The sequence below is a fragment of the Pseudomonas sp. 1152_12 genome, from assembly GCF_052850675.1.
In genome coordinates this window covers 1-19,914 of sequence record NZ_VXCW01000013.1, presented here as the reverse complement: position 1 = coordinate 19,914, position 19,914 = coordinate 1, and the positions used below count along the sequence as shown (strand labels likewise).

General features: G+C 60.1%; 21 protein-coding genes. 9 read left to right on the top strand and 12 right to left on the bottom strand.

Translation table 11 applies throughout. From position 1 onward, the window contains the following. Window positions 1–88: 88 nt before the first annotated feature. Window positions 89–1,114: a purine-nucleoside phosphorylase gene (locus FW764_RS22420; RefSeq protein WP_446435758.1), complete on the bottom strand. Its 1,026-nt coding sequence runs from the start codon at window positions 1,112–1,114 to the stop codon at window positions 89–91. Between the two features lie 14 nt (window positions 1,115–1,128). Beyond that, entirely contained in the window at window positions 1,129–2,076 is a 948-nt protein-coding gene (locus tag FW764_RS22415; protein WP_446435757.1) for a nucleoside-specific channel-forming protein Tsx, read from the bottom strand. A 205-nt stretch (window positions 2,077–2,281) separates the two neighbouring features. Here FW764_RS22415 and FW764_RS22410 point away from each other — a divergent pair, with 205 nt between their 5' ends. Then, entirely contained in the window at window positions 2,282–3,094 is an 813-nt protein-coding gene (locus FW764_RS22410; protein WP_446435756.1) for an aminoglycoside phosphotransferase family protein, read from the top strand. On the opposite strand, the gene FW764_RS22405 is transcribed toward FW764_RS22410, so the two are convergent. After that, window positions 3,076–4,023 (bottom strand): AraC family transcriptional regulator, encoded by a 948-nt coding sequence (locus tag FW764_RS22405; protein ID WP_446435755.1) that lies wholly within the window; start codon window positions 4,021–4,023, stop codon window positions 3,076–3,078. The two genes, FW764_RS22410 and FW764_RS22405, sit on opposite strands and share 19 nt — an antisense overlap. A 261-nt stretch (window positions 4,024–4,284) precedes the next feature. On the opposite strand from FW764_RS22405, the gene FW764_RS22400 reads away from it, so the two are divergent. Both FW764_RS22400 and FW764_RS22395 read left to right on the top strand, forming a co-directional pair. Then, window positions 4,285–5,544 (top strand): ABC transporter substrate-binding protein, encoded by a 1,260-nt coding sequence (locus FW764_RS22400; RefSeq protein ID WP_446435871.1) that lies wholly within the window; start codon window positions 4,285–4,287, stop codon window positions 5,542–5,544. Window positions 5,545–5,562: 18 nt separating this feature from the next. Then, window positions 5,563–6,336 (top strand): L-iditol 2-dehydrogenase, encoded by a 774-nt coding sequence (locus tag FW764_RS22395; protein ID WP_446435754.1) that lies wholly within the window; start codon window positions 5,563–5,565, stop codon window positions 6,334–6,336. Window positions 6,337–6,414: 78 nt separating this feature from the next. Here FW764_RS22395 and FW764_RS22390 read toward each other — a convergent pair whose 3' ends face one another. Beyond that, complete coding sequence (locus FW764_RS22390; RefSeq protein ID WP_446435753.1) at window positions 6,415–7,107, bottom strand: NUDIX hydrolase; 693 nt, start codon at window positions 7,105–7,107, stop codon at window positions 6,415–6,417. A 146-nt stretch (window positions 7,108–7,253) separates the two neighbouring features. Here FW764_RS22390 and FW764_RS22385 point away from each other — a divergent pair, with 146 nt between their 5' ends. The 3 genes from FW764_RS22385 to nadE all read left to right on the top strand — a co-directional run bounded on the left by FW764_RS22385 (window position 7,254) and on the right by nadE (window position 10,042). Further along, window positions 7,254–7,901, top strand: a complete 648-nt coding sequence (locus FW764_RS22385; protein ID WP_446435752.1) for a nicotinamidase — start codon at window positions 7,254–7,256, stop codon at window positions 7,899–7,901. Between the two features lie 11 nt (window positions 7,902–7,912). Then, the gene (pncB, locus tag FW764_RS22380) at window positions 7,913–9,151 is read left to right on the top strand and encodes a nicotinate phosphoribosyltransferase (RefSeq protein WP_446435751.1); all 1,239 of its coding nucleotides are present in this window, start codon (window positions 7,913–7,915) and stop codon (window positions 9,149–9,151) included. A 75-nt stretch (window positions 9,152–9,226) separates the two neighbouring features. After that, complete coding sequence (gene nadE / locus FW764_RS22375; protein WP_446435750.1) at window positions 9,227–10,042, top strand: ammonia-dependent NAD(+) synthetase; 816 nt, start codon at window positions 9,227–9,229, stop codon at window positions 10,040–10,042. Window positions 10,043–10,061: 19 nt separating this feature from the next. Here nadE and FW764_RS22370 read toward each other — a convergent pair whose 3' ends face one another. Further along, on the bottom strand, window positions 10,062–10,550 hold the full coding sequence (locus tag FW764_RS22370; RefSeq protein WP_446435749.1) for an Hcp family type VI secretion system effector: 489 nt from the start codon (window positions 10,548–10,550) through the stop codon (window positions 10,062–10,064). 172 nt (window positions 10,551–10,722) lie between these two features. On the opposite strand from FW764_RS22370, the gene FW764_RS22365 reads away from it, so the two are divergent. Further along, complete coding sequence (locus FW764_RS22365; protein ID WP_446435748.1) at window positions 10,723–11,637, top strand: NAD synthetase; 915 nt, start codon at window positions 10,723–10,725, stop codon at window positions 11,635–11,637. Continuing rightward, window positions 11,634–12,110: a hypothetical protein gene (locus FW764_RS22360; protein WP_446435747.1), complete on the top strand. Its 477-nt coding sequence runs from the start codon at window positions 11,634–11,636 to the stop codon at window positions 12,108–12,110. The genes FW764_RS22365 and FW764_RS22360 overlap by 4 nt, the downstream gene beginning before the upstream one ends. Window positions 12,111–12,126: 16 nt before the next feature. Here the strand turns inward: FW764_RS22360 and FW764_RS22355 are convergent, their stop codons facing one another. The 7 genes from FW764_RS22355 to FW764_RS22325 are packed head-to-tail and all read right to left on the bottom strand — an operon-like array spanning window position 12,127 to window position 18,566. Beyond that, window positions 12,127–13,158, bottom strand: a complete 1,032-nt coding sequence (locus tag FW764_RS22355) for an ABC transporter substrate-binding protein (protein WP_446435746.1) — start codon at window positions 13,156–13,158, stop codon at window positions 12,127–12,129. Window positions 13,159–13,172: 14 nt separating this feature from the next. Next, window positions 13,173–14,270 (bottom strand): NAD(P)/FAD-dependent oxidoreductase, encoded by a 1,098-nt coding sequence (locus FW764_RS22350; protein ID WP_446435745.1) that lies wholly within the window; start codon window positions 14,268–14,270, stop codon window positions 13,173–13,175. Beyond that, window positions 14,258–15,610, bottom strand: a complete 1,353-nt coding sequence (locus FW764_RS22345) for an FAD-dependent oxidoreductase (RefSeq protein WP_446435744.1) — start codon at window positions 15,608–15,610, stop codon at window positions 14,258–14,260. Before FW764_RS22345 ends, FW764_RS22350 begins: the two co-directional genes overlap by 13 nt. Continuing rightward, on the bottom strand, window positions 15,607–15,897 hold the full coding sequence (locus FW764_RS22340; protein WP_446435743.1) for a (2Fe-2S)-binding protein: 291 nt from the start codon (window positions 15,895–15,897) through the stop codon (window positions 15,607–15,609). Before FW764_RS22340 ends, FW764_RS22345 begins: the two co-directional genes overlap by 4 nt. Then, window positions 15,897–16,691 (bottom strand): ABC transporter permease, encoded by a 795-nt coding sequence (locus FW764_RS22335; RefSeq protein WP_119736002.1) that lies wholly within the window; start codon window positions 16,689–16,691, stop codon window positions 15,897–15,899. Before FW764_RS22335 ends, FW764_RS22340 begins: the two co-directional genes overlap by 1 nt. Window positions 16,692–16,695: 4 nt before the next feature. Next, complete coding sequence (locus FW764_RS22330) at window positions 16,696–17,541, bottom strand: ABC transporter permease (protein ID WP_446435742.1); 846 nt, start codon at window positions 17,539–17,541, stop codon at window positions 16,696–16,698. Continuing rightward, window positions 17,538–18,566 carry an ABC transporter ATP-binding protein gene (locus FW764_RS22325; RefSeq protein ID WP_446435741.1) on the bottom strand — a complete coding sequence of 343 codons (1,029 nt, stop codon included), beginning with the start codon at window positions 18,564–18,566 and terminating at the stop codon, window positions 17,538–17,540. The genes FW764_RS22330 and FW764_RS22325 overlap by 4 nt, the downstream gene beginning before the upstream one ends. Window positions 18,567–18,808: 242 nt before the next feature. Between FW764_RS22325 and FW764_RS22320 the strand changes: the two genes are divergently transcribed. Beyond that, a complete protein-coding gene (locus FW764_RS22320) occupies window positions 18,809–19,639 on the top strand; it encodes an IclR family transcriptional regulator (RefSeq protein WP_446435740.1) in 831 nt (276 codons plus the stop codon). Window positions 19,640–19,914: the final 275 nt, after the last annotated feature.

Genomic DNA, 19,914 nt, shown 5'->3' with positions numbered 1-19,914 from the left:
TTGCCTGCGATGGCGGCTCATCAGTCAACAACTCTCTGACTGACAGAATGCTATCGCGGGCAAGCCCGCTCCCACAGTTTGATTTGTATCAGGCTTCGGGGACGCCTTTTTCCCAGGCAGACCAGTTTTTAAGAATCGCCTGTACCAGCGGATTGCCGGTGCGATACAGGTTCTCCAACGCCGGCACAAACCCGCCTTGGTCGGCATATTTCAGCAGGTTGTCCACTTCGCTGTAGCCAGGGTACGGCCGGTCAAAATCGGAACCTGCACGCACTACCGCCAGGCGCTGAATATCCACCAAACCTTCGCGACTGGCGCGCAGCAGGGCTTCGTAGGTGGAGTTATCTTCCTGCTGAGTGGTGCAGTACTCGCCTTTATTGTCGGTGAGCAATTTGGTCCAGACTTCAGCGCGTTCGCTAAGGCGCGTGCCGGAGAACCAGGTGTTGCCAGCCAGTGTGTCACAACGCGTGACCTGTGGTGGCTGGTTGGCCGGGGCGGCCGGGTAGTGTTTGCGCCAGGCGCTGGATTCCTTGCTTTCGCTCAACTCAACCTTGTGCGACAGGGCAAACGCCTTGGCTTGCAGCTTGGGGTTGAGCTCGAAGACTTCGGTCTTGTAGTCCAGCGGTGGTTTTTCGTTGGGGCCTTTGGTGTTGATGCCGATGTAACCGGTCGGCCAATCTTTAGGCACATCGCGCGAATCGATTTCCCACTGGGTGCCGAATTCCACCAAGTAATGCGCCCAGGCGGTGGTGCCGATAGTGCCGTGCTTGGGGCTGATCCCGGCAATCCCGGCAATCAAAAAGTAACTCTGGCGCAGGTCGAACTTGGGCGACAAAGCCAAGGCCAGTGTGGAGGCGGCGGCGTTGGTCTGGCCCATGCCGGTGACCAGCAGGCACACATCCTGGGTGTTGCAACGGATCACCGGGTATTCGGCAGAGAGGCCTGGCACGCGCACTTCCTCCTTGAGCTCCAGGCGATCGATCCAGGTTTGCGCCTCGGGGGCGAACATGGTGATCAGCATCACTTTAGGTTTGATCGGCGCGGTGTCTGCCAACACCACGTGGGGCAGCAGGGCCAGGCCTGCGGACAGCGAGAGACGAGTAAACAGGTTCATCTAATACTCCTTGATCAGAATTGGTAGCCGACACCGGCGTAATAGCCCCAGCCATCCGAGCGGGCGCGGAAGTTGCCTTCGCCAAAATTTAGCTCGCTACCATCTTCCCAGTTGCCGCCGTTATGAAAGTAACGGCCGACCAGGGTGAAGCGCAGGTGGGTGAACGAGTACAGCAGTACGTTGGTGGCCACCACCGAATTGGCGGTGCGTGCCGGGTTGTCCTTGTGCAAATCCGAACCGAAATCGTAGTTGGTGAAGCCGATGTAGGTCAGCGAAGCACCGTTGTCGAACTTGCCGATGGGCACGATGTACTTCATTTGTGCGCGGTAGCCGTCCCACTGGTATTCATTGCTCGCGCCGTAGTTTTCCCATTGGTAGCGCCCATAGAAGTTGGCCGACAGGTTGACCCGCGAGTGGGTGTCGATGTCGGTGCCCAGGCCGCTGTACAGGGTGTTGGCGCGGTTCGACTTGTTGCTGCCGTGGTCGTAGATCCAGTCAAACGCCACGTACCATTCCTTGAACGGCCCGATAGCCAGGCTACGACCGGCCAGGTAATCGATGGAGATACGCGGCTCGTGCTCCATAAACACCGGCGAGCCATGGTCCCACGCGCCTTTGTCATTGCTGTTACCGATGCCGAGAATCTTCGGTACGTCGATATAGCCGTACAGCTCGAACGGGCCTTTACGGCCGAAGTACTCGTATTCCAGGTAGACGTCATCCTGCGGTTTAGGGCCGAAGCTGATGTCTTTGCTGCCGATCAGCGTCAGGTCCTGGTTGAACCAGTCCGACATATACACGCCTTTTTTCGTCGGGCTGGCTTCCGGGGCGAGGGTTTCGCCCTGTGCTGAGTCATCGGCGGGTTTCTCCTGCGCCAAAATGGGCGCACTGAGTACTCCCGTAACGGCTGCCAGTAGCAGAGAAACACCAAAGGAAGGAGGACGCCTTGAGGTGGGGTGCATGGAAAATCCCTATTCGTACGCGGTTTAACCCGATTCCTCGGGCAACGGAGAACTTGCCTACCAAGTTCGTTACGCAAACGTTTGCACAGGTTGTACCAACTTTTCTCAATGGCTTGAATGGCATAGAAAAAGTCGCAATTAGTCGACCTTTCGATCAAAAATGACTGGGTGTCATTTTTGTAGGCAAAACCTTGGAGTCACAAGAATGTTCGAACGCTATCTGCAATCCTGGAACCTGACCGTTGATGGCGACCCTGTGGTGACGCCCGGCAGCCACTTATTGCCCGTGCGTTGGCAAGGCCGGCCGGCGATGTTGAAAATTGCGCACACCGCTGAAGAGCAACTCGGTGGCCGGCTGATGAGCTGGTGGGCGGGCGAGGGTGCCGCGCAGGTGTATGCGCACGACGACACGGCGCTGTTGATGGAGCGGGCCATCGGTCCAGGTTCCCTGATGCGCATGGCCCTCAATGGGCAGGATGACCACGCTAGCCGAATTGCCTGCGCAACAGTTGCCCGGCTGCATGCACCACGCTCATCGCCGCCGCAAGGTTTAGTGTCCCTGGAAACTTGGTTCCTGTCTTTATGGACAGCCGCTGATGACAAAGGCGGGCTGTTGCGCGACTGCGCAGCGATGGCCCGTGCACTGCTGGCGGCGCCACAGGACATCGTGGTGCTGCACGGTGATATCCATCACGACAATATTCTCGACTTCGGTGCTCGTGGCTGGCTGGCGATTGATCCAAAGCGTGTTATCGGCGAGCGCGGTTACGACTATGCCAACCTGATCTGCAACCCGGATTTGCCCACCTGCCACGACCCGCTGCGTTTCAACCGGCAGGTCGAGGTGATTGCCCTGGCTGCCAACCTCACACGCCCGCGCCTGTTGCAATGGGTGTTGGCCCATGCAGGCCTGTCCGCAGCGTGGTTCCTTGAGGATGGAGAACGCCAGCGCGCAGACATTGAGCTCGAAGTCGCCCGCCTGGCACAGCGGGCGTTGGCTCAATGGCCGACGGTGTAGGGCGATGGCTGCTCAGCGATGCGATTAAACAAATGCATCGCCGTTTCGCGCCGGTACTCGCTCGGCGTCTGGTTCATCTCGATGCGAAAATGCCGGTTGAAGTTGGATAGATTGGCGTAGCCCACTTCAAAGCAGATATCTGCCACCGACATGTCGCTTTGCAGCAACAGCCGGCAGGCGCGTTGCACGCGGAACTTGCGCATCAGGTCGATAAACCCGTGGCCGGTGTTGCGCTTGAAAAAGCGTGAGAAGCCCGGTTCGCTCATCTCCAGCTGTTGTGCGATGACGGACAGGCGCAGGTCGCCGGTCAGCTCGCGCATCAGGTAATCAAAGGCTTTGTTGATGCGCTCGGCGCTGCGCGCGTCCAGGGTCGGGGCGTAGCAAGGGCTGGCCAAGGTTTTTACTTGCAGTGCCGGGGCTTTTTTCAGGGTGTCGAGCAGGTGCAGGAACAGGATCAGCCGTTGCAGGCCGTGGGCGTTGCCGATGTCTTCCAGCAAGCGTGCGGCCTGCACGGCGGTGTCACCGCTGAATTCCAGACCGCGTCGGGCGTGCTCGAACAGTGGCTGCAGATCGCCGAGTTCCGGCAGGGTTTTGCGCAGGGCGAGGAGGGCGGCGCCGTCGAATTGCAGTACCACATCGCGCCCGGTCAGGTATTCATCGGGGGCCAGCTCGCCGATCCAGTCGTGGGGCAAATCCGGGCCGATCAGCGCGACATGCCCGGCGCTGAACGCACCGATATAGTCACCCGCCACCAGCTTGCCGCTGCCTTGGCGGATCAGGTGGATTTCGAACTCGGGGTGGTGGTTCCAGCGTGCCAGGTCATACGGGTAGTCATGTTCGAACCAGCGGAAACAGTGGTCCGGCTCGGGCAGGATGACTTCGAGTTCGGCAGGGCGGTGTTCGAACAGTTTGGCGCGGCTGATGGGCATGGTAATGCCTCTTTTATTTGTGGACTCTGTTCAAAATACGCGGATCGGCCACCGCTACGCTACTCCTGGTTTCGCCCGGTACTGATACTTTTTTGATCTGAACAGCGCGGTTAAAAAAGTATCAGCCGAGCATTCGCCATGCGTTTGTGAGGGCTTGGCCAAGCTGCTGTAATCGGCGCTCAACAACAAAAACAACAGGTGGAAACCGCCATGTCAAAGCTCCCACAAGCATTGTTCTTGCTGTCTGGTCTGGCCGTAGCCATGCCCGGCTACGCTGCCGACACCGTCACCATCGCCACGGTCAACAACAGCGACATGATCCGCATGCAGCGTCTATCCAAGGTTTTCGAAGCGCAGCACCCGGACATCAAGCTCAACTGGGTGGTACTGGAAGAGAACGTGCTGCGCCAGCGCCTCACCACCGACATCGCCACCCAAGGCGGGCAGTTCGATGTGCTAACCATTGGCACCTACGAAACCCCCTTGTGGGGCGCCAAGCACTGGTTGGAGCCGCTGACGCAACTGCCGGTTGACTATGACGCCGAGGATATTTTCCCCGCAGTGCGTCAGGGCCTGTCGGTCAACAACACCCTGTATGCCTTGCCGTTCTACGGCGAAAGCACGGTCACTTACTACCGCACCGACCTGTTCAAGCAGGCCGGGCTGAGCATGCCTGCGCACCCGACCTGGACCCAGCTCGGCGAGTTCGCCGCCAAGCTCACGGCAAAGGACAAAGGCCAATACGGCATGTGCCTACGCGGCAAGGCCGGTTGGGGCGAGAACGTCGCGCTGCTGAGCACCATGGCCAACGCCTTCGGCGCGCGCTGGTTCGATGAGCAGTGGAAGCCTGAGTTGACCAGCCCCGAGTGGACAGCGGCGGCCAACTATTACGTCAACACCTTGAAAAACTATGGCCCGCCGGGTGTTTCCAGTAATGGGTTCAACGAAACCCTGGCGCTGTTCAACAGCGGCAAGTGCGCGATCTGGGTCGACGCCAGCGTCGCCGGCTCCTTCACCACCGACAAGAGCCAGAGTAAGGTCGCCGACGACGTAGGCTTTGCCGCTGCCCCGACCGAAGTCACCGACAAAGGCTCTTCCTGGCTCTACGCCTGGTCCCTGGCGATTCCAGCGACTTCCAAGCACAAAGACGCCGCCAAGGCGTTCATCGCCTGGGCGACCTCCAAGGACTACATCCAGTTGGTCGCCGATAAAGAAGGCATCACCAACGTACCGCCGGGCACTCGCCAGTCTACCTACAACGAGGCTTACCTGAAGGCCGCGCCGTTTGCCCAGGTGACGCTGGAGATGATGAAGCATGCCGACCCTGCGCACCCGTCGGCCAAGCCGGTGCCGTACGTCGGCATCCAGTACGTGACTATTCCGGAATTCCAGGCCATCGGCACCTCCGTCGGCAAGCTGTTCTCGGCGGCGCTCACCGGTGGCATGACGGTGGATCAGGCGCTGCTCCAAGCACAGTCCACTACCGAGCGCGAAATGAAACGCGCCGGCTACCCGAAGTAATTTCTACAGGACACCACCATGAAACGACTCGAAGGTAAGAGTGCGCTGATCACCGGATCGGCGCGCGGCATCGGCCGCGCCTTTGCCCAGGCTTATATCGCTGAAGGGGCAACGGTCGCCATCGCCGACATTAACCTGCAACGCGCTCAGGCCACAGCAACTGAGCTGGGCCCACAGGCTTATGCTGTCGAGATGGATGTCACCGATCAGGCCTCCATCGACGCCGCGATTGCCGCCGTGGTGGCCCATGCTGGCAAGCTCGATATCCTGATCAACAACGCCGCACTGTTCGACTTGGCGCCCATCGTCGACATTACCCGCGACAGCTATGAACGGCTGTTCTCGATCAACGTCGCCGGCACGCTGTTCACTCTGCAGGCCGCAGCCCGGCAGATGATCAGCCAGGGCCACGGGGGCAAGATCATCAACATGGCCAGCCAGGCTGGACGGCGAGGCGAGTCGTTGGTGGCGATCTATTGTGCGACCAAGGCGGCGGTGATCAGCCTCACGCAGTCGGCGGGGCTGAACCTGATCAAGCAGGGCATCAACGTCAATGCCATCGCCCCAGGTGTGGTGGACGGCGAGCACTGGGACGGCGTGGACGCGTTGTTTGCCAGGCATGAAGGGTTGCTGCCTGGCGAGAAGAAGAAGCGGGTCGGGGCCGAGGTGCCGTTCGGGCGCATGGGTACGGCACAGGATTTGACCGGGATGGCGGTGTTTTTGGCTTCCAAGGAGGCGGATTATGTGGTGGCGCAAACCTACAACGTCGATGGCGGTAATTGGATGAATTAGAGCCGAGAATCCATTAAGAATGTGGGAGCTGACATGCCAGTTCCCACATTTTAATAGTTGTTGTGCTTGGAATAGAGGTCACTCGGCAAAACTGCGATCAAAGAAATACAACTCCCCAGGCTTCAGGTTCTCCACCGTCGCCTGGGGCCGGCCGCCTTCACCGTTCTTCTTGCGGCCCGTCTCACGCAAATACCCCGCCTCAGTCAGCTTCAACAACCGCTGACGAATACTGGTCTTCAACACCGGCCGCGCCAGCACCAGGGAAAATATCGTGGTCGCTTGCGGCGCGCTGAACTCCTGCCCCAGAAACAGCAGCGGCACGTTGCTGTACAGCGATTTGGACAACAACCGTTCCTGTACCGCCGCCACGATCAGGTTGTGGTCGAACGGCAGCTTGATACTGCCATCGGCCACCGCATTCAGCGAAAACCAGGCCTGGTGCTCACCCAAGGCCACTTCTTCGGCCACGATCGCCAAGTAGTAAGTGGACGATGACCAGCAGCGTGGGTCGCGAAACGCGTCGCCCACGGTGCCGACTTGCTCACTCCAGGCCAAATCAAAACCGACCTTGTCGCTCGCCCGCAAGCGCTCCACGGCATCCTTGAGGCTCAGATCTTGCACGTCGCCGTTGACCACCACGCCGGGTAACGCCCAATGCCCGGCAAAGGGCGCGGCTCCGCGCTTGTTCAGCAGCAGCTTCAATTCTGCGCAGGCGCGGCAGTAGAACAACACGCACAGGTCGACGGTGTGGAGGTAGGCGCTAAGGGGCATGGGAAATCCTTTTGAACAGCAGTGGGGCACAGTCTAACGGATCGAACAGATATGTCATGTACTTGCTCAAGGGTAGATGATCAAATGTTTCTTGCAATGAAAGTACATGACGTGTACTTTTGCTTTCAGGCCACCGGAGAACCACCATGACCCTCTCGAAAACTGCCATCGCTTCCTTCGACGTCGACGCCCAGAAGAGTTTCACGCCACTGTGCCCCAACGAATTGCCGGTGGCTGGCGGTGACCAGATCGGTGCTGAACTCAACTACATGGCCAGCCTGGCCGGCCACCGTGTCGGCAGCAAAGATGCGCACACCCCGCACGCACCGTGGGTGGTCACGCAACACAGCGAGATGCTGCAACCCACCGGCCTGGCCCACGCCGATGTCACCTGGGTGAGCCACTGCGTGCCGGGCACCGAGGGCTTTACCTTGCTGGACGAACTGCCGACTCCGTATGACTACGATTACTTCATCTGGAAAGGCGTCGAACCCGACCTGCACCCTTACGGCGCCTGCTACCACGACCTGCATAACAAACTGTCCACGGGCGTCATCGAGTACCTCAACGCCCACGGCGTGAGTCGCGTGATCGTCGGTGGCCTGGCCCTGGATTACTGCGTCAAGACCACCGCCTTGCAGTTGCTCAATGCCGGCCTGGAAGTGGTGCTGCACCTGCCGGCCTGCCGCGGTATCAGCGAGGAGGGCGGTGTGCAGGCGGTCAATGAGTTGCTCAAGGCCGGTGCTGTCATCAGCAGCACCCGCGAAGAACTGGCCGCGCTGGCCACGCGCTAAGGATAAACACCATGGAAAGTGCCTACGACTACGAGTCCCCGGTGATCCAGGGCTTGCTCGACACCGACTACTACACCTTCACCATGATGCAGGCGGTGCTGCACCAGCATCCGAATGTCGACGTGGAGTACAACTTCATTATCCGCTCCAAGGAAAAGCTCGGCCACCTGATCCCGCAGTTGCGCGACGAACTGGAAAAGCTCGCCGGCCTGCAGATGCGTGAAGGCGAGTTGCGTTTTCTGTTCAATCCGCGCTTTCGTGAGTACCTGACTGTGGATTACGAGCGCTTTCTGGGCCTGTTCCGCTTCAACCTGCGCTACATCCATGTCAGCGAAGTCGATGGCCAACTCAACATCCGCGTGGTCGGCCCGATGCTGCACTGCATCATGTTCGAGCAGCCAGTGCTGGCCTTGGTCAGCGAACTGCGCAACCGCGACAAATACCCCGACGTGAGCCTCGAAGACGTTACCCGTAAGCTCTACCAGAAGTTCGACTGGCTGGAGAAAAACCTCAGTCATAACGAGCTTGCCGACCTGCGCGTTTCCGATTTCTCCACCCGCCGGCGCCTGTCGTTCAAGGCCCAGCGCGAAGTGGTCGATATCATGCGCCGCGACTTCCCCGGCCAGTTCGTCGGCACCAGCAACGCGCACCTGGCCTATGAGTTTGACTTACCGCTGATCGGCACCATGGCCCACCAGTGGCTGATGGTGCACCAGCAACTGGGGCGCCTGCGCGAGAGCCAGAACGCGGCGCTGGAAAACTGGGTGCGTGAATACCGTGGCCGCCTCGGCATTGCCTTGACCGACTGCATCAGCACCGACTTCTTCCTCAAGGATTTTGACCTGTACTTCGCCAAGCTCTATGACGGCCTGCGCCAGGATTCCGGTGACCCTATTGTCTGGGCCGACAAGGTGCTGGCCCGTTACAAGCAACTGGGCATCGACCCGATGACCAAAGACTTGATGTTCTCCGATGGCTTGAACTTCGAAAAATGCTTGCCGATCCTGCGGCACATCCGTGGCAAGGCCAAGTTTGGGTTCGGCATGGGCACCAGCCTGGCTTGCGATGTGGACGGCGTGGAGCCGTTGAGCATCGTGATGAAACTGGTGCGGGTGCACGGCGAACCGGTGGTGAAGTTTTCCGATGATCCGATCAAGAATGTCTGCGAAGACGCCTCGTTTTTGCAGTACGCAGCGAAGGTGTTTTCTGTGGGAGGGGACTTGCTCCCAAAGGTGGCGGGTCAGCAATAAAAGGGTTGGCTGACACGCCGTCTTCGCGAGCAAGCCCGCACACAGGTCAATTAAGGTCATATAGAGAGGTGTGATATGCAAACTCAGGCACGTATCGCCCAAGCACTGAACATCAACCGCGCGCTGGTCAAGGGCGGCGAGCCGCAGGAGGTTCAGCGGCGCATCGATTTCATCAAAAACACCTTGCGTAGCTCCGGCTGCAAGGCGCTGGTGCTGGGCATCAGCGGCGGTGTCGATTCCCTGACGGCGGGCCGTCTGTGTCAGTTGGCCGTGGAGCAACTGCGTGCCGGAGACTACGCTGCGCGTTTTATCGCCATGCGCCTGCCGTACAAAACCCAGGCCGATGAAAGCGACGCCCAGGCCTCCTTGGATTTCATCAAGCCGGATCACATCGACACCTTGAATATCGCCGCCAGCGTTGACGGCCTGATGGCCAGCCTGACGGCCACTGAAGCCAGCGCCGCGCATGTCGACTTCATCAAGGGCAACGTCAAGGCGCGCACACGGATGATCGCGCAGTACGCTGTGGCCAACTTGCACAACGGCCTGGTGGTCGGCACCGACCATGGAGCCGAAGCGTTGATGGGGTTCTTCACCAAATTCGGCGACGGCGCCTGCGACCTCGCGCCACTGTCGGGCCTGACCAAAACCCAGGTACGTCTGCTGGCTAGCGCCCTCGGTGCGCCGGGCAACCTGGTGCACAAGTTGCCGACCGCCGACCTCGAAGAGTTGGCGCCGGGCAAGGCGGATGAGCAGGCTTACGGCTGCACTTATGCAGAAATCGACGCGTACCTGATGGGCGAGCCGGTGAGTGAGCGGGTGCGGGCGACTGTTGAAGGGGCCTACCGCAAGACCGCGCACAAACGTGCGTTGCCCGTCATCCCCGACTAAGTCGGGGATCACCTGTTATCTAGATTTTGATATTTTCGCGGATGTTCCAGCCGAACCGAACAGGTCCACCCTCCTTGCTGCCATCGGCTTCCTGCGGCTGGTAACTGACTTCAACCTTGGCAAAGTTAAGACTGATTTCCTCCGTCAATACGTCATTGGTCGTTGCTGCGCGCGTCTCATAGGAGGCAACGATGACTTCTTTCAAGGTAATCACCAGATACTCTACATTGCTGGCGCCTCCAGCCTTGCGCACCACGATCCGGGCTTGCGGATAGTGCTTGCCGGTTGCGCAGGCCATCATCAGGTTGGGTGTGGATTTGTCCAAAGATTTTTCGACAGCGATATTGGCCATACTGACTTTGCCGGCCCCACCGCCTGTGCCGCTGTGCATCGACCCTGACTGCGTCATCCTCCAACCCCAGCGGGATATATCGATTTCATCACGATGCGCCTGGTCCCTGGACTCGCCCTTGATATCGCCAAGCTTTAAAAACATATCCGTTGCCATGCTTGCTCCTTGTCTGATCGTTCGCCGGAAATCGCGCGGGTGTACTTTTCCTATTCCTACGATTGTCCACAAGGCTCAAAGCTGACAACAGGAAGCGGCTGTCTAGAAAAAGGAAACTTTCCGACATTCTTGCCGGATACGCTCTGCGCTCTTGTGAAATCAGGAGTAAGGAATGGCTTCCAGTGTATTCAAGGACGGTTTCCCCAGCGCCCATCGCACCACCCGTGAGCGGGTAGAAAGCAGCATTGATCTACGTCGGCTGTTTGCCGCCATTGATGCCGACCCGGCGATTGCCGGGGCTGGGGTGGTGTATCTCGATTCACAGTTGTGGCCGGTGACGTTGCGCGAATTTCTGCCGATTTGTAGCGTGTTGCCCAAGCGCGTGATTTTGCGCGAGATGCCAGCGTCGATGGCGCGGTTGGATTTTGTCCGGCGGTTGGAGCATGAGCCGCGGGAGTCGCAGCTGGTGTTCGAGGCGCTTGGGATGGGATTCGCATGCGGTAGCGCATTACTGAGCTGGTTGGTGATGGTAGGCAGTTCAGCGCTGACTCCATTTACTGCTGGCTGGAGTGGTGTGGTAACGGTGGTTGGCAGGGCAGCATTCGTTGCAAGCTTCGGTCAATGCGCCAACGGCCTCTATCGAACATACAAGGAAGCTACAGCACCATCGCTGATCGATTGGTTGGATAGCGAACCTTGGTATCAGCACACTACGGCTATTCTGGATGCTGTTTCGTTGATTGGGGCGAGTACTTCGTTCCTGGCGACTGTCAAGTTAGCACGCGCAACCAAAACGTCTACCGGGAAGACTTGGCGCGATGTGCTTCGAGGGTTGAATCGACAAGAGAGAGCAAAGCTGACGAAGGAGTTACTCAGCCTCAATCACCCGCACTTAAGCTCAAAACTTCTTAAGTTAAAGCAGCTGTCCGCGGACTTACCCAAGCGATTTTCGCAAGCCGAGCTGCGGCATTCAACGCTCCTACAGATCAAGGATGTGACTGGAGCCTCAATGACGGTGACGGGTAGCGGCATGTCTGGAAACCTTAGAACAATTGCCGTGGGCTTGTATGAGGAGTTTGACGAATGATGTACCTGATGACGTTTGAAGAACTTTGGAGCTTCCTGAAGCGTTATTTTCCAGTGTTCGCGGCGGCTAATTTTGCCCAGATACTTGCTTTGGGAATTGGCATTCCGATGATGTTTGACAGTTATTTTGATGCACTTCCAGTTGGCGAAAACCTCAAATACTCTTTCTTTTCAACGCTTGGTTCCGCTTTGATAGTTGCCCACTGCAACCTCATGCTGGTCCGTGGCTATCCCACGTGGCTATGGATTTCGGTGGTCATTATGTTTTTGTGCTTGCTAGGCGTTTTACCCACCATCGAATATCGCCCTCACAAGGTGTTCTATGTACTAGGCATTGTGTTTCCGCTGTTGGCCCTGCTCCTGCTCAACAGCAAACGCCACCGAGAAGCCCGCAACGAATGGGTTAAGCAGCGGCAAAAACGCCAGCGCATCAGCAGAATAATCCGCACCCAGCGCCAAAAAGTTCGGCGCTAGGCGGCGTTATGAGGCTCTAGCGCTCAATCGACCGACTCCACCGCGCATTCCACTCCGGCCGAGCCTGATTCACCTGGTCCCAATCAATCGAAATTGCCGTCTGCAAGTAACCCTGCATCGCCTCCACCCGCGCACGGGTTTTGTCGGTGGTGGGCGTGGTTGGGTTGGAAGGAATCTGGTCGCCTTCCTCCAAGGCCGGCGCCTGGGCTTCGGCGCTCAGCAAAAAGGCTGCAAGTTTTTGCGCCAGTTCCGGCTGGTCATTACGCGCAATCACGCACTCGGCCACGTTCAGGACCACCGCGCCTTCCTTGGGTTGCGCATATTCCATGGGGATACCGAGCTGTTTTTGCGTGGTGACCTGAGTCGGGGTGAGGGGGAAGATCGCGGCTTCGTCGGTTTGCACCATCTCGGAGATCTTTGCCGAGCTGGCGATGTATTCCAGCACGTTGGGGCCGATGGTTTTTGGCCAGGCCTTGAAGCCTGGTTCCACGTTGGTCTCGGAGCCGCCCTGGATGCGGTTAAACATCAGGAAACCATGCAGGCCGAAGGTGGAGGAGGCCAGGGACTGGAACACCACCTTGTCTTTGAATCGTGGATCGGCCAGGTCCATCCACGAGGTAGGTGCGGCCCAGCCTTTTTCCTTGAACATCTTGGCGTTGTAACCCAGGCCGGTGACGCCCAGGGTCACGGCCACGGCTTGATCCTTGATCTTGGCTTTGGCCGGGATCTGCTCCAGCGGCGGGCTCGGCGCGAGTTTGTCGCACAGGCCCATGGAGATGGCGCGGTACATGATGCCGTCGTCCAGAAACATCACGTGCATTTGGGGGTTGTCTTTGTTGGCCTGGACCTTGGCGAGGATGTCCGACGAGGTGCCGGGCACGATCACCACCTTGACGTTATTGGCCTTCTCGAACGCGGGCAGCACCTTGTCGGCGTACACCCGTTCCATGGTGCCACCGTTCATGCCAAGGTACAGCGTGGGCGCGGCATGGGCGGTGGTCGCGAGCAACGCGAGGGTCAAGCAGGACAGCGCGATACGTGTGTGCATGGGTGTTTTTCCTCTCAGGCTTGGAAACGACGGATGGAAAACGCTTCGATGGGGTGGCGGCTGGCGCCGCTGCAGACGATCTCTGCCAGGGCTTCACCGACGGCGGGGCCGAGCTGGAACCCGGCACCGGCAAAGCCGAAACCGTGGAGCAGGCCAGGTTGGGTGCTGCTGGGGCCGATCACCGGTTCGTGATCGGGTAAGTAACCTTCGGTGCCGCTCCAGGTACGGATGGCCTGGGCACCTTTGAGGAACGGGTACAGTTCGCCGGCGTTGCGCAAAATCTCCAGCACCGCCGCTTGCCCCGGACGCGCCGTCAGCGGGCCCAGCGCAAAGCCACGGCCGCCGCCGAGGATGCAGTTGCCGCGGGCGACCTGGCGTGCGTAAATCCCGCCGCCTTCGACGCCGGTACTCACGTTCATCACCACCGGCAGCGGCTCGGTAACCAGCATCGCCGGATGCGCCGAGGTCATCGGCACGGCTTCGCCAAACTGCGCGGCGACGGTGCCAGCCCAGGCACCGGCGCAGTTGAGCAGCCACGGCGCTTGCAGGTGCAGGCCGTTGGCGCAGTGCACCCGGAACTGCTGGCCGTCGTGCTCGATTTGAATCACTTCGGCCTGCTCGTAGACCGAGGCGCCGAGGCGCTGCGCTGCGCGGGCGAAGGCGGGCGAGACCAGGCGCGGGTTGGCGTGGCCGTCTTCAGGGCATAACGAAGCGCCGACCGCGATATCGCCCACCCAAGGGAACTGTGCGCGTAATTGGCCGTAGTCCAATAGCTGCAAGCCCAGGCCAAAGCCACGGGTTTGCTCGGCGTACACCCGCAGCGCGGCAAAATCTGCATGACTACGCGCCAGCTTCAAATGCCCGGAGCGCACATACTCGCCGTCGATGCCGATCAAGCCCGGCAAATCTGCCCACAGCTGATGAGCGCGCTGCGATAACGGCAACTGATGCAACGGCCGCCCCTGACGGCGCACACCGCCATAGTTCACGCCACTGGAATGCGAGCCGCAAAAGTCCCGCTCCACCAACGCCACGCGCTGACCTTTTTGCGCCAGCATCAAGGCTGCCGAAGCGCCGACGATACCGGCGCCCAGTACGATCACGTCGAGCATGGCGGCACCTCTACACCAAACGGCAGCGGCTTGATCGGTGCCTGGCCACGCAGGCGGCCGACCTGTTCAATCCCGCGCCCACTGCGCTCGGCCACGATTTCCGCCGCCGCCAGCCCGCACATGCGGCCCTGGCAGCGGCCCATGCCGACGCGGCAGTGGGCTTTGACCCGATTGATTTCCCAGTGGCCTTCATCCACTACCGCGCGCACTTCGCCGACGCTGACTTCTTCGCAGCGGCACAGCATCAACGCATCCGGCGCCTGCGCGGCCCACTGCTCCGGAAAGGGAAACGCGGTTTCCAAACCATGGCGAAAGCGCTGGATACCGGCCAGTTTTTGCTCAAGCACCGCCGCGCGGCGATGGTCGACAGCTATGCCGCAATCCTCCAGCACCGCTAATGCCGCACGCTCACCGGCCATCTGTGCGGCATCCGCGCCCATGATCCCGGCGCCATCGCCAGCTAAATAAACGCCATGGACGCTACTGCGTCCTGCGCTGTCGCGCTCCGGTAACCAGGCGCGGTCCAAGCTGCTCCAGGCAAAATCACAGCCGAGCAAATCCACCAGTTGCGTCTCGCTGCGCAAAGCATGGGCGAACGCCACGGCATCGCACGGCACTGTATGCGCGCCCCAACGAATGCTTTTGACTCGTTGCTCACCATCGATGTGCGTCAGGGTTGCAGCCTGATGCACAGGAACCCCGTGGGCAGTCAGCCAGGCGCGGTAATACACACCCTTGGCCAACGTCGCCGGTTGCCCGAGCAATGCAGGCAAGGCGCGGCATTGGGCGCTGAACGGCGCACTGTCGAGCACCGCCACCACGTTGGCTCCAGCCTTGGCGTATTGATAAGCCACCAGGTACAGCAACGGCCCGCTGCCGCAAAACACCACGCGTTCCCCGATGGCGCAGCCTTGATACTTCAAGGCGATCTGCGCCGCCCCAAGGCTGTAGACACCGGGCAACGTCCAGCCCGGTACGGGCAGGATGCGGTCGGTGGCGCCGGTGGCGACGATGAGCTGCGTGTACTCGATGCTCTCGGCGTGGCCGCGATTCAACAGGTCCAGGCGTCCATCCTCGGCGTTCCACACCAGGGTTTCGGGGCGGTAATCTATCAAAGGCGCCAGCTCATCCATGGTGCGGTGCACGGCCTCGGCCTTGCTGGCTTCAAAGCCATACAGCTGTTTGGTCGAGCGCTGAAAGTTGGCCGGTTGGCGCCGATAAACCTGCCCGCCGCCACGCAGGCTTTCATCCACCAGACAAGCCTTGAGGCCATGGTCGAGCAGGGTGCGCGCCGCGCTGATCCCCGCCGGCCCTGCGCCTACGATCACGATCGGCTTCATGCGTGGCGCCCCGGGTCACGGCTGATCGCCTGGCCGTCTTCCAATAACGTCGAACAGGCGCGTACGCGGCGCCCATCTTCAAGCCGTACCCAGCAATCCTGACAAGCGCCCATCAGGCAGAACCCGGCGCGGCGTTCGGCGCTGAAATCGCTGCCGCGCAGGTGTTCGGCGCAGGTCAGCATGGCGGTCAGTAACGTGTCGCCGAGCAAGCCGGTGGCCGGTTGGCCGTCGAGGGTGAAGGCCAGGGCAGGGCGCTGGATTTCGGCCAGTCGTTTGAATAACGCCATCAGTGTTTCCCCACCAGCACGCGGTCCAGGCCGTAGACCCGGTCGAGCAGAATCATGGTCGCTGCGGTCAACGCAATCACCAGCGCCGACACCGCCGCCATCATCGGGTCGATGGACTCGGTGGCGTACACGTACATGCGCACCGGCAGGGTTTGCGTGGCCGGCGAGCTGACGAAAATCGACAAGGTCACCTCATCGAAACTGTTGATGAACGCCAACAACCAGCCGCCGGCCACACCGGGCAGAATCATCGGCAAGGTGATCTGGCGAAACAGCGTAAAGCGGCTGGCACCCAGCGACTGCGCTGCTTGTTCAGCACTGCGATCAATGCCGATGGCCGCCGCCAGTACCAGGCGCAGTACATACGGGGTGATGATCACCACGTGGGCCAGCATCAGCCAGGTGAAGCTGCCATTGACGCCCATCAGTGCGAACAAACGCAGCATCGCCACGCCCAGCACCAGGTGCGGGATGATGATTGGCGACAGGAACAACGCACTGAAAAAGTTGCGCCCCGGGAACTGATAACGGCTGATCGCCAAGGCCGCCGGCACCGCGATCAGCGTGGCCAAGGTGGCGGCGGTAAATGCCAGGATCAGGCTGTTGTAGAACGCCTGGATAAAGTCGGCACGCTCAAACACTGCGCGAAACCAGCGCAGGGAGAAGCCTGAGGTGGGCAGGCTCAAGGTGTTTTCCGGGGTGAAGGCCACCAGGCACACCACCACCAGCGGCGCCATCATGAACAGCACCACCAAACCATGAAAACCGAGGGCCAAAGGACCGTTTCTGGACATGCGCTTAAACCCCCAGGGACTTTTTGTAGCGGCTTTCGACCAGGCGATTCCAGCTCAGCATGATCAGCAGGTTGACCAACAGCAGCACCACCGCGATGGTCGCGCCCATGGGCCAGTTGAGTTCCGAGAGGTACTGGTCGTACACCACCGTGGCGACCATTTTCAGGCGGCGCCCGCCGAGCAGGCCGGGGATTGCAAACGAGCTGGCGGCCAGCCCGAACACAATCAACGTGCCGGACAGTACGCCGGGCATGACCTGCGGCAACACGATCTTGCGCATCACCGTGGCCTGGCTCGCGCCCAGGGACAGCGCCGCCTGTTCTGCCGACGGGTCGAGTTTTTGCAAGGAGGTCCACACCGGAATGATCATGAACGGCAGCATGACGTGCACCAGTGCAATGATCACGGCGAACGGCGTGTACAGCAGCTTTACCGGGCGCCCTCCGAGGGCTTGGATCACTTGGTTGACCAGCCCGTCGGCGCCAAGCAGCAGGCTCCAGCCGAATGCACGTACGACCACCGAAATCAGCAACGGCGTGAGAATCAGGATCAGAAAGATTGAGCGCCACGGCGTGCGCATGCGGCTGAGGATGTAGGCCTCGGGCACGCCGATCACCACGCACAGCAAGGTCACGAGTGCGCTGATCCAGAAGGTGCGCCAGAAGATCTCGTAGAAGTAAGAATCACTGAACAGCGACAGGTAATGCGCCAAGGTCCATTCGTCCGCCTTCACGCCCACTTGGTAGTCGAACACGTTAAACGACAGCACCAGGGTCATTACCAGCGGCAGAATCAACAGTCCGGTAAACAGCGCCAGGGCCGGCAACGACAGCAGATAACCCCGACTCATGCGCGCACCTCATCCGCCGCCAGCACGCGCAGCAAGCCGGCGTGCCAGTCCAGGCCCACGGCTGCGCCGCAACCAAGCGGCGCGCTGCCGTCATTGCTGCGCACCACGGTGATTTCGCCGAGGCTGGTGTGGACGCGGTACAGCCATTGGCTGCCGAAGAAGTAGCTGTCGAGCACTTTGCCTTGCACGCGCCCGCTGCCTGCGTCCACCAGGGTGATTTTTTCCGGGCGCAGGCTCAGGGTCAGCTCGCCGTCGCCGCTGGCGTGGCGCACTTGCGGGGTGCCGAGTTCGTCGTAGTCGCCCGGCAGCAGGTTGGCCTTGCCGACGAAGTCCGAGATGAAGCGCGTGCGTGGGTGTTCGTAGAGGGTGTAGGGCGCGTCGATCTGAGTCACGCGACCGGCCTGCATCACCACCACGCGGTCACTGATGGACAGCGCTTCGGCCTGGTCGTGGGTGACCATCAAGGTGGTGATGCCCACGGCGCACTGGATGCGGCGGATTTCAAACTGCATCTCCTCGCGCAGGTTGGCGTCGAGGTTGGACAGCGGCTCATCGAGCAGCAACACCGGCGGTTCGATCACCAGCGCGCGGGCCAGGGCCACACGCTGGCGCTGGCCGCCGGACAGCTCACGCGGGTAGCGCTCGGCATGGGGCGCCAGGCGCACCAGTTCCAGCACGGTTTTGACTTTGCTGGCGATCTCGGTGGCCGGCACTTTGCGCATCTTCAAGCCGAAGGCGACGTTGTCGCGCACGCTCATGTGCGGGAACAGTGCGTAGCTCTGAAACACCACGCCCAGGCCACGGCTGGCGGGTTTGGCGTGGGTGATGTCGCGGCCGTCGAGCAGAATTTGCCCGCCGCTCACGTCGACGAAACCGGCGATCATTTGCAAGGTGGTGGTTTTGCCGCAGCCCGAAGGGCCGAGCAGGGAAACGAACTCGCCTTTTTCCACCGCAAGATCCGTGGCGACCACCGCATCGACGGCGCCATAGCGTTTGCTCAAGGCGTTGAGTTGGAGAAATGCCATGTTTGCGTTCCACCTTTTTTGAGTCGCGTCGAAACGCGCTTTTTTGTTTTGGGCAGATGCGAAAAAAGTGTTGCGGGTGCGTTGGCGCTCGATCTCGAGTCGGCTGCCCTTTGTTGTTCATTTCGCCCCTGTGGACGCAGATTAGGACGAAGACTAGGATGGGTGGAAGATGGAATTTCATTCAATGGACTTTTATTTTCAGATTTATTCATTCACCAAAATAGATGCCGGGATTAACTGTTATGGATTCCACTGAGCGGAATGAGAGCAGCAAGGAAGTGGGCGCCGGTAGCGTGTCGCGGCTCTTTGCCCTGTTGCGAACCCTGGGTGAAGTACCCGAGGGCGGCGAACGCGTGACCCAGCTTGCCCACCAGGTCGGTTTGTCCCAGCCTACCACCCACCGCCTGTTGCGCAGCCTGATGGAGGAGGGCATGGTCGAGCAGGATGCGCGCAGCAAGCGCTATCGCCTGAGCCTGGAGTTTTTTGCGCTGGCGGCGAATGCGGGCAAAACCGGCAACCTGCGTGACCTGGTGCGGCCGAGCATGCTGCGCCTGAGTGCCTCTTTGGGCGATTCGCTGTTCCTGTTGGCGCGCAGCGGCTTTGATGCGATCTGCCTGGACCGCAGCGAGGGGCCGTATCCGATCCGTACCTTCACCGGCGATATTGGCGGGCGCGTGGCGCTAGGCGTGGGGCAGGGCAGCCTGGCGATTCTGGCGTTCTTGCCGGAGGAAGAGCGTGAAACGGTGATCCGCTACAACTTGCCTCGCTTGAAGGACTTTCACCTGTATGACGAAGTGCTGCTGCGTTCGGAGGTCGAGAATGTGCGTAACCTCGGCTATGCAGCGCGCAATACCGGCGTGCTGGAAGGCATGGCCGGGTTGGCGGTGCCGATTCTCAATCGGGATGGTCATGCGGTGGCGGCGTTGAGCGTGGCAACCATCAGTGATCGCCTGGGGCCGAGCCGCTTGCCGATGGTGGTGGAGTTGCTCAAACGCGAGGCGGCGGCGATTGGGCCCAGGATTAATCCGTTTGACCCGACGTTGCGCCGGCCTTCACAGGCATTCGGCGGATAGCAATCTACCCACCAAAAGCCGTTGCGCCCGCCTTTCCAGCGTCTTGCTCTTAAACAAAGCAGAACGATAAAGGCTTGCGGCGACTTCTGTTCAAACAAGCGGTCAAAAGCTTCAATGACCACCGCCGTGGTACCCGTGTCGGTGGTCGTTGGATACACCAACTTACCTGGGCAAAGCCAGCGTCTCATTTTGCCTGTAGGCATCGTTCAAGGCTTGGACATCGCTATCCAAAGAGGGGATATCGATTGACGTCGGTGGGGTTTATGGAGGGCTTA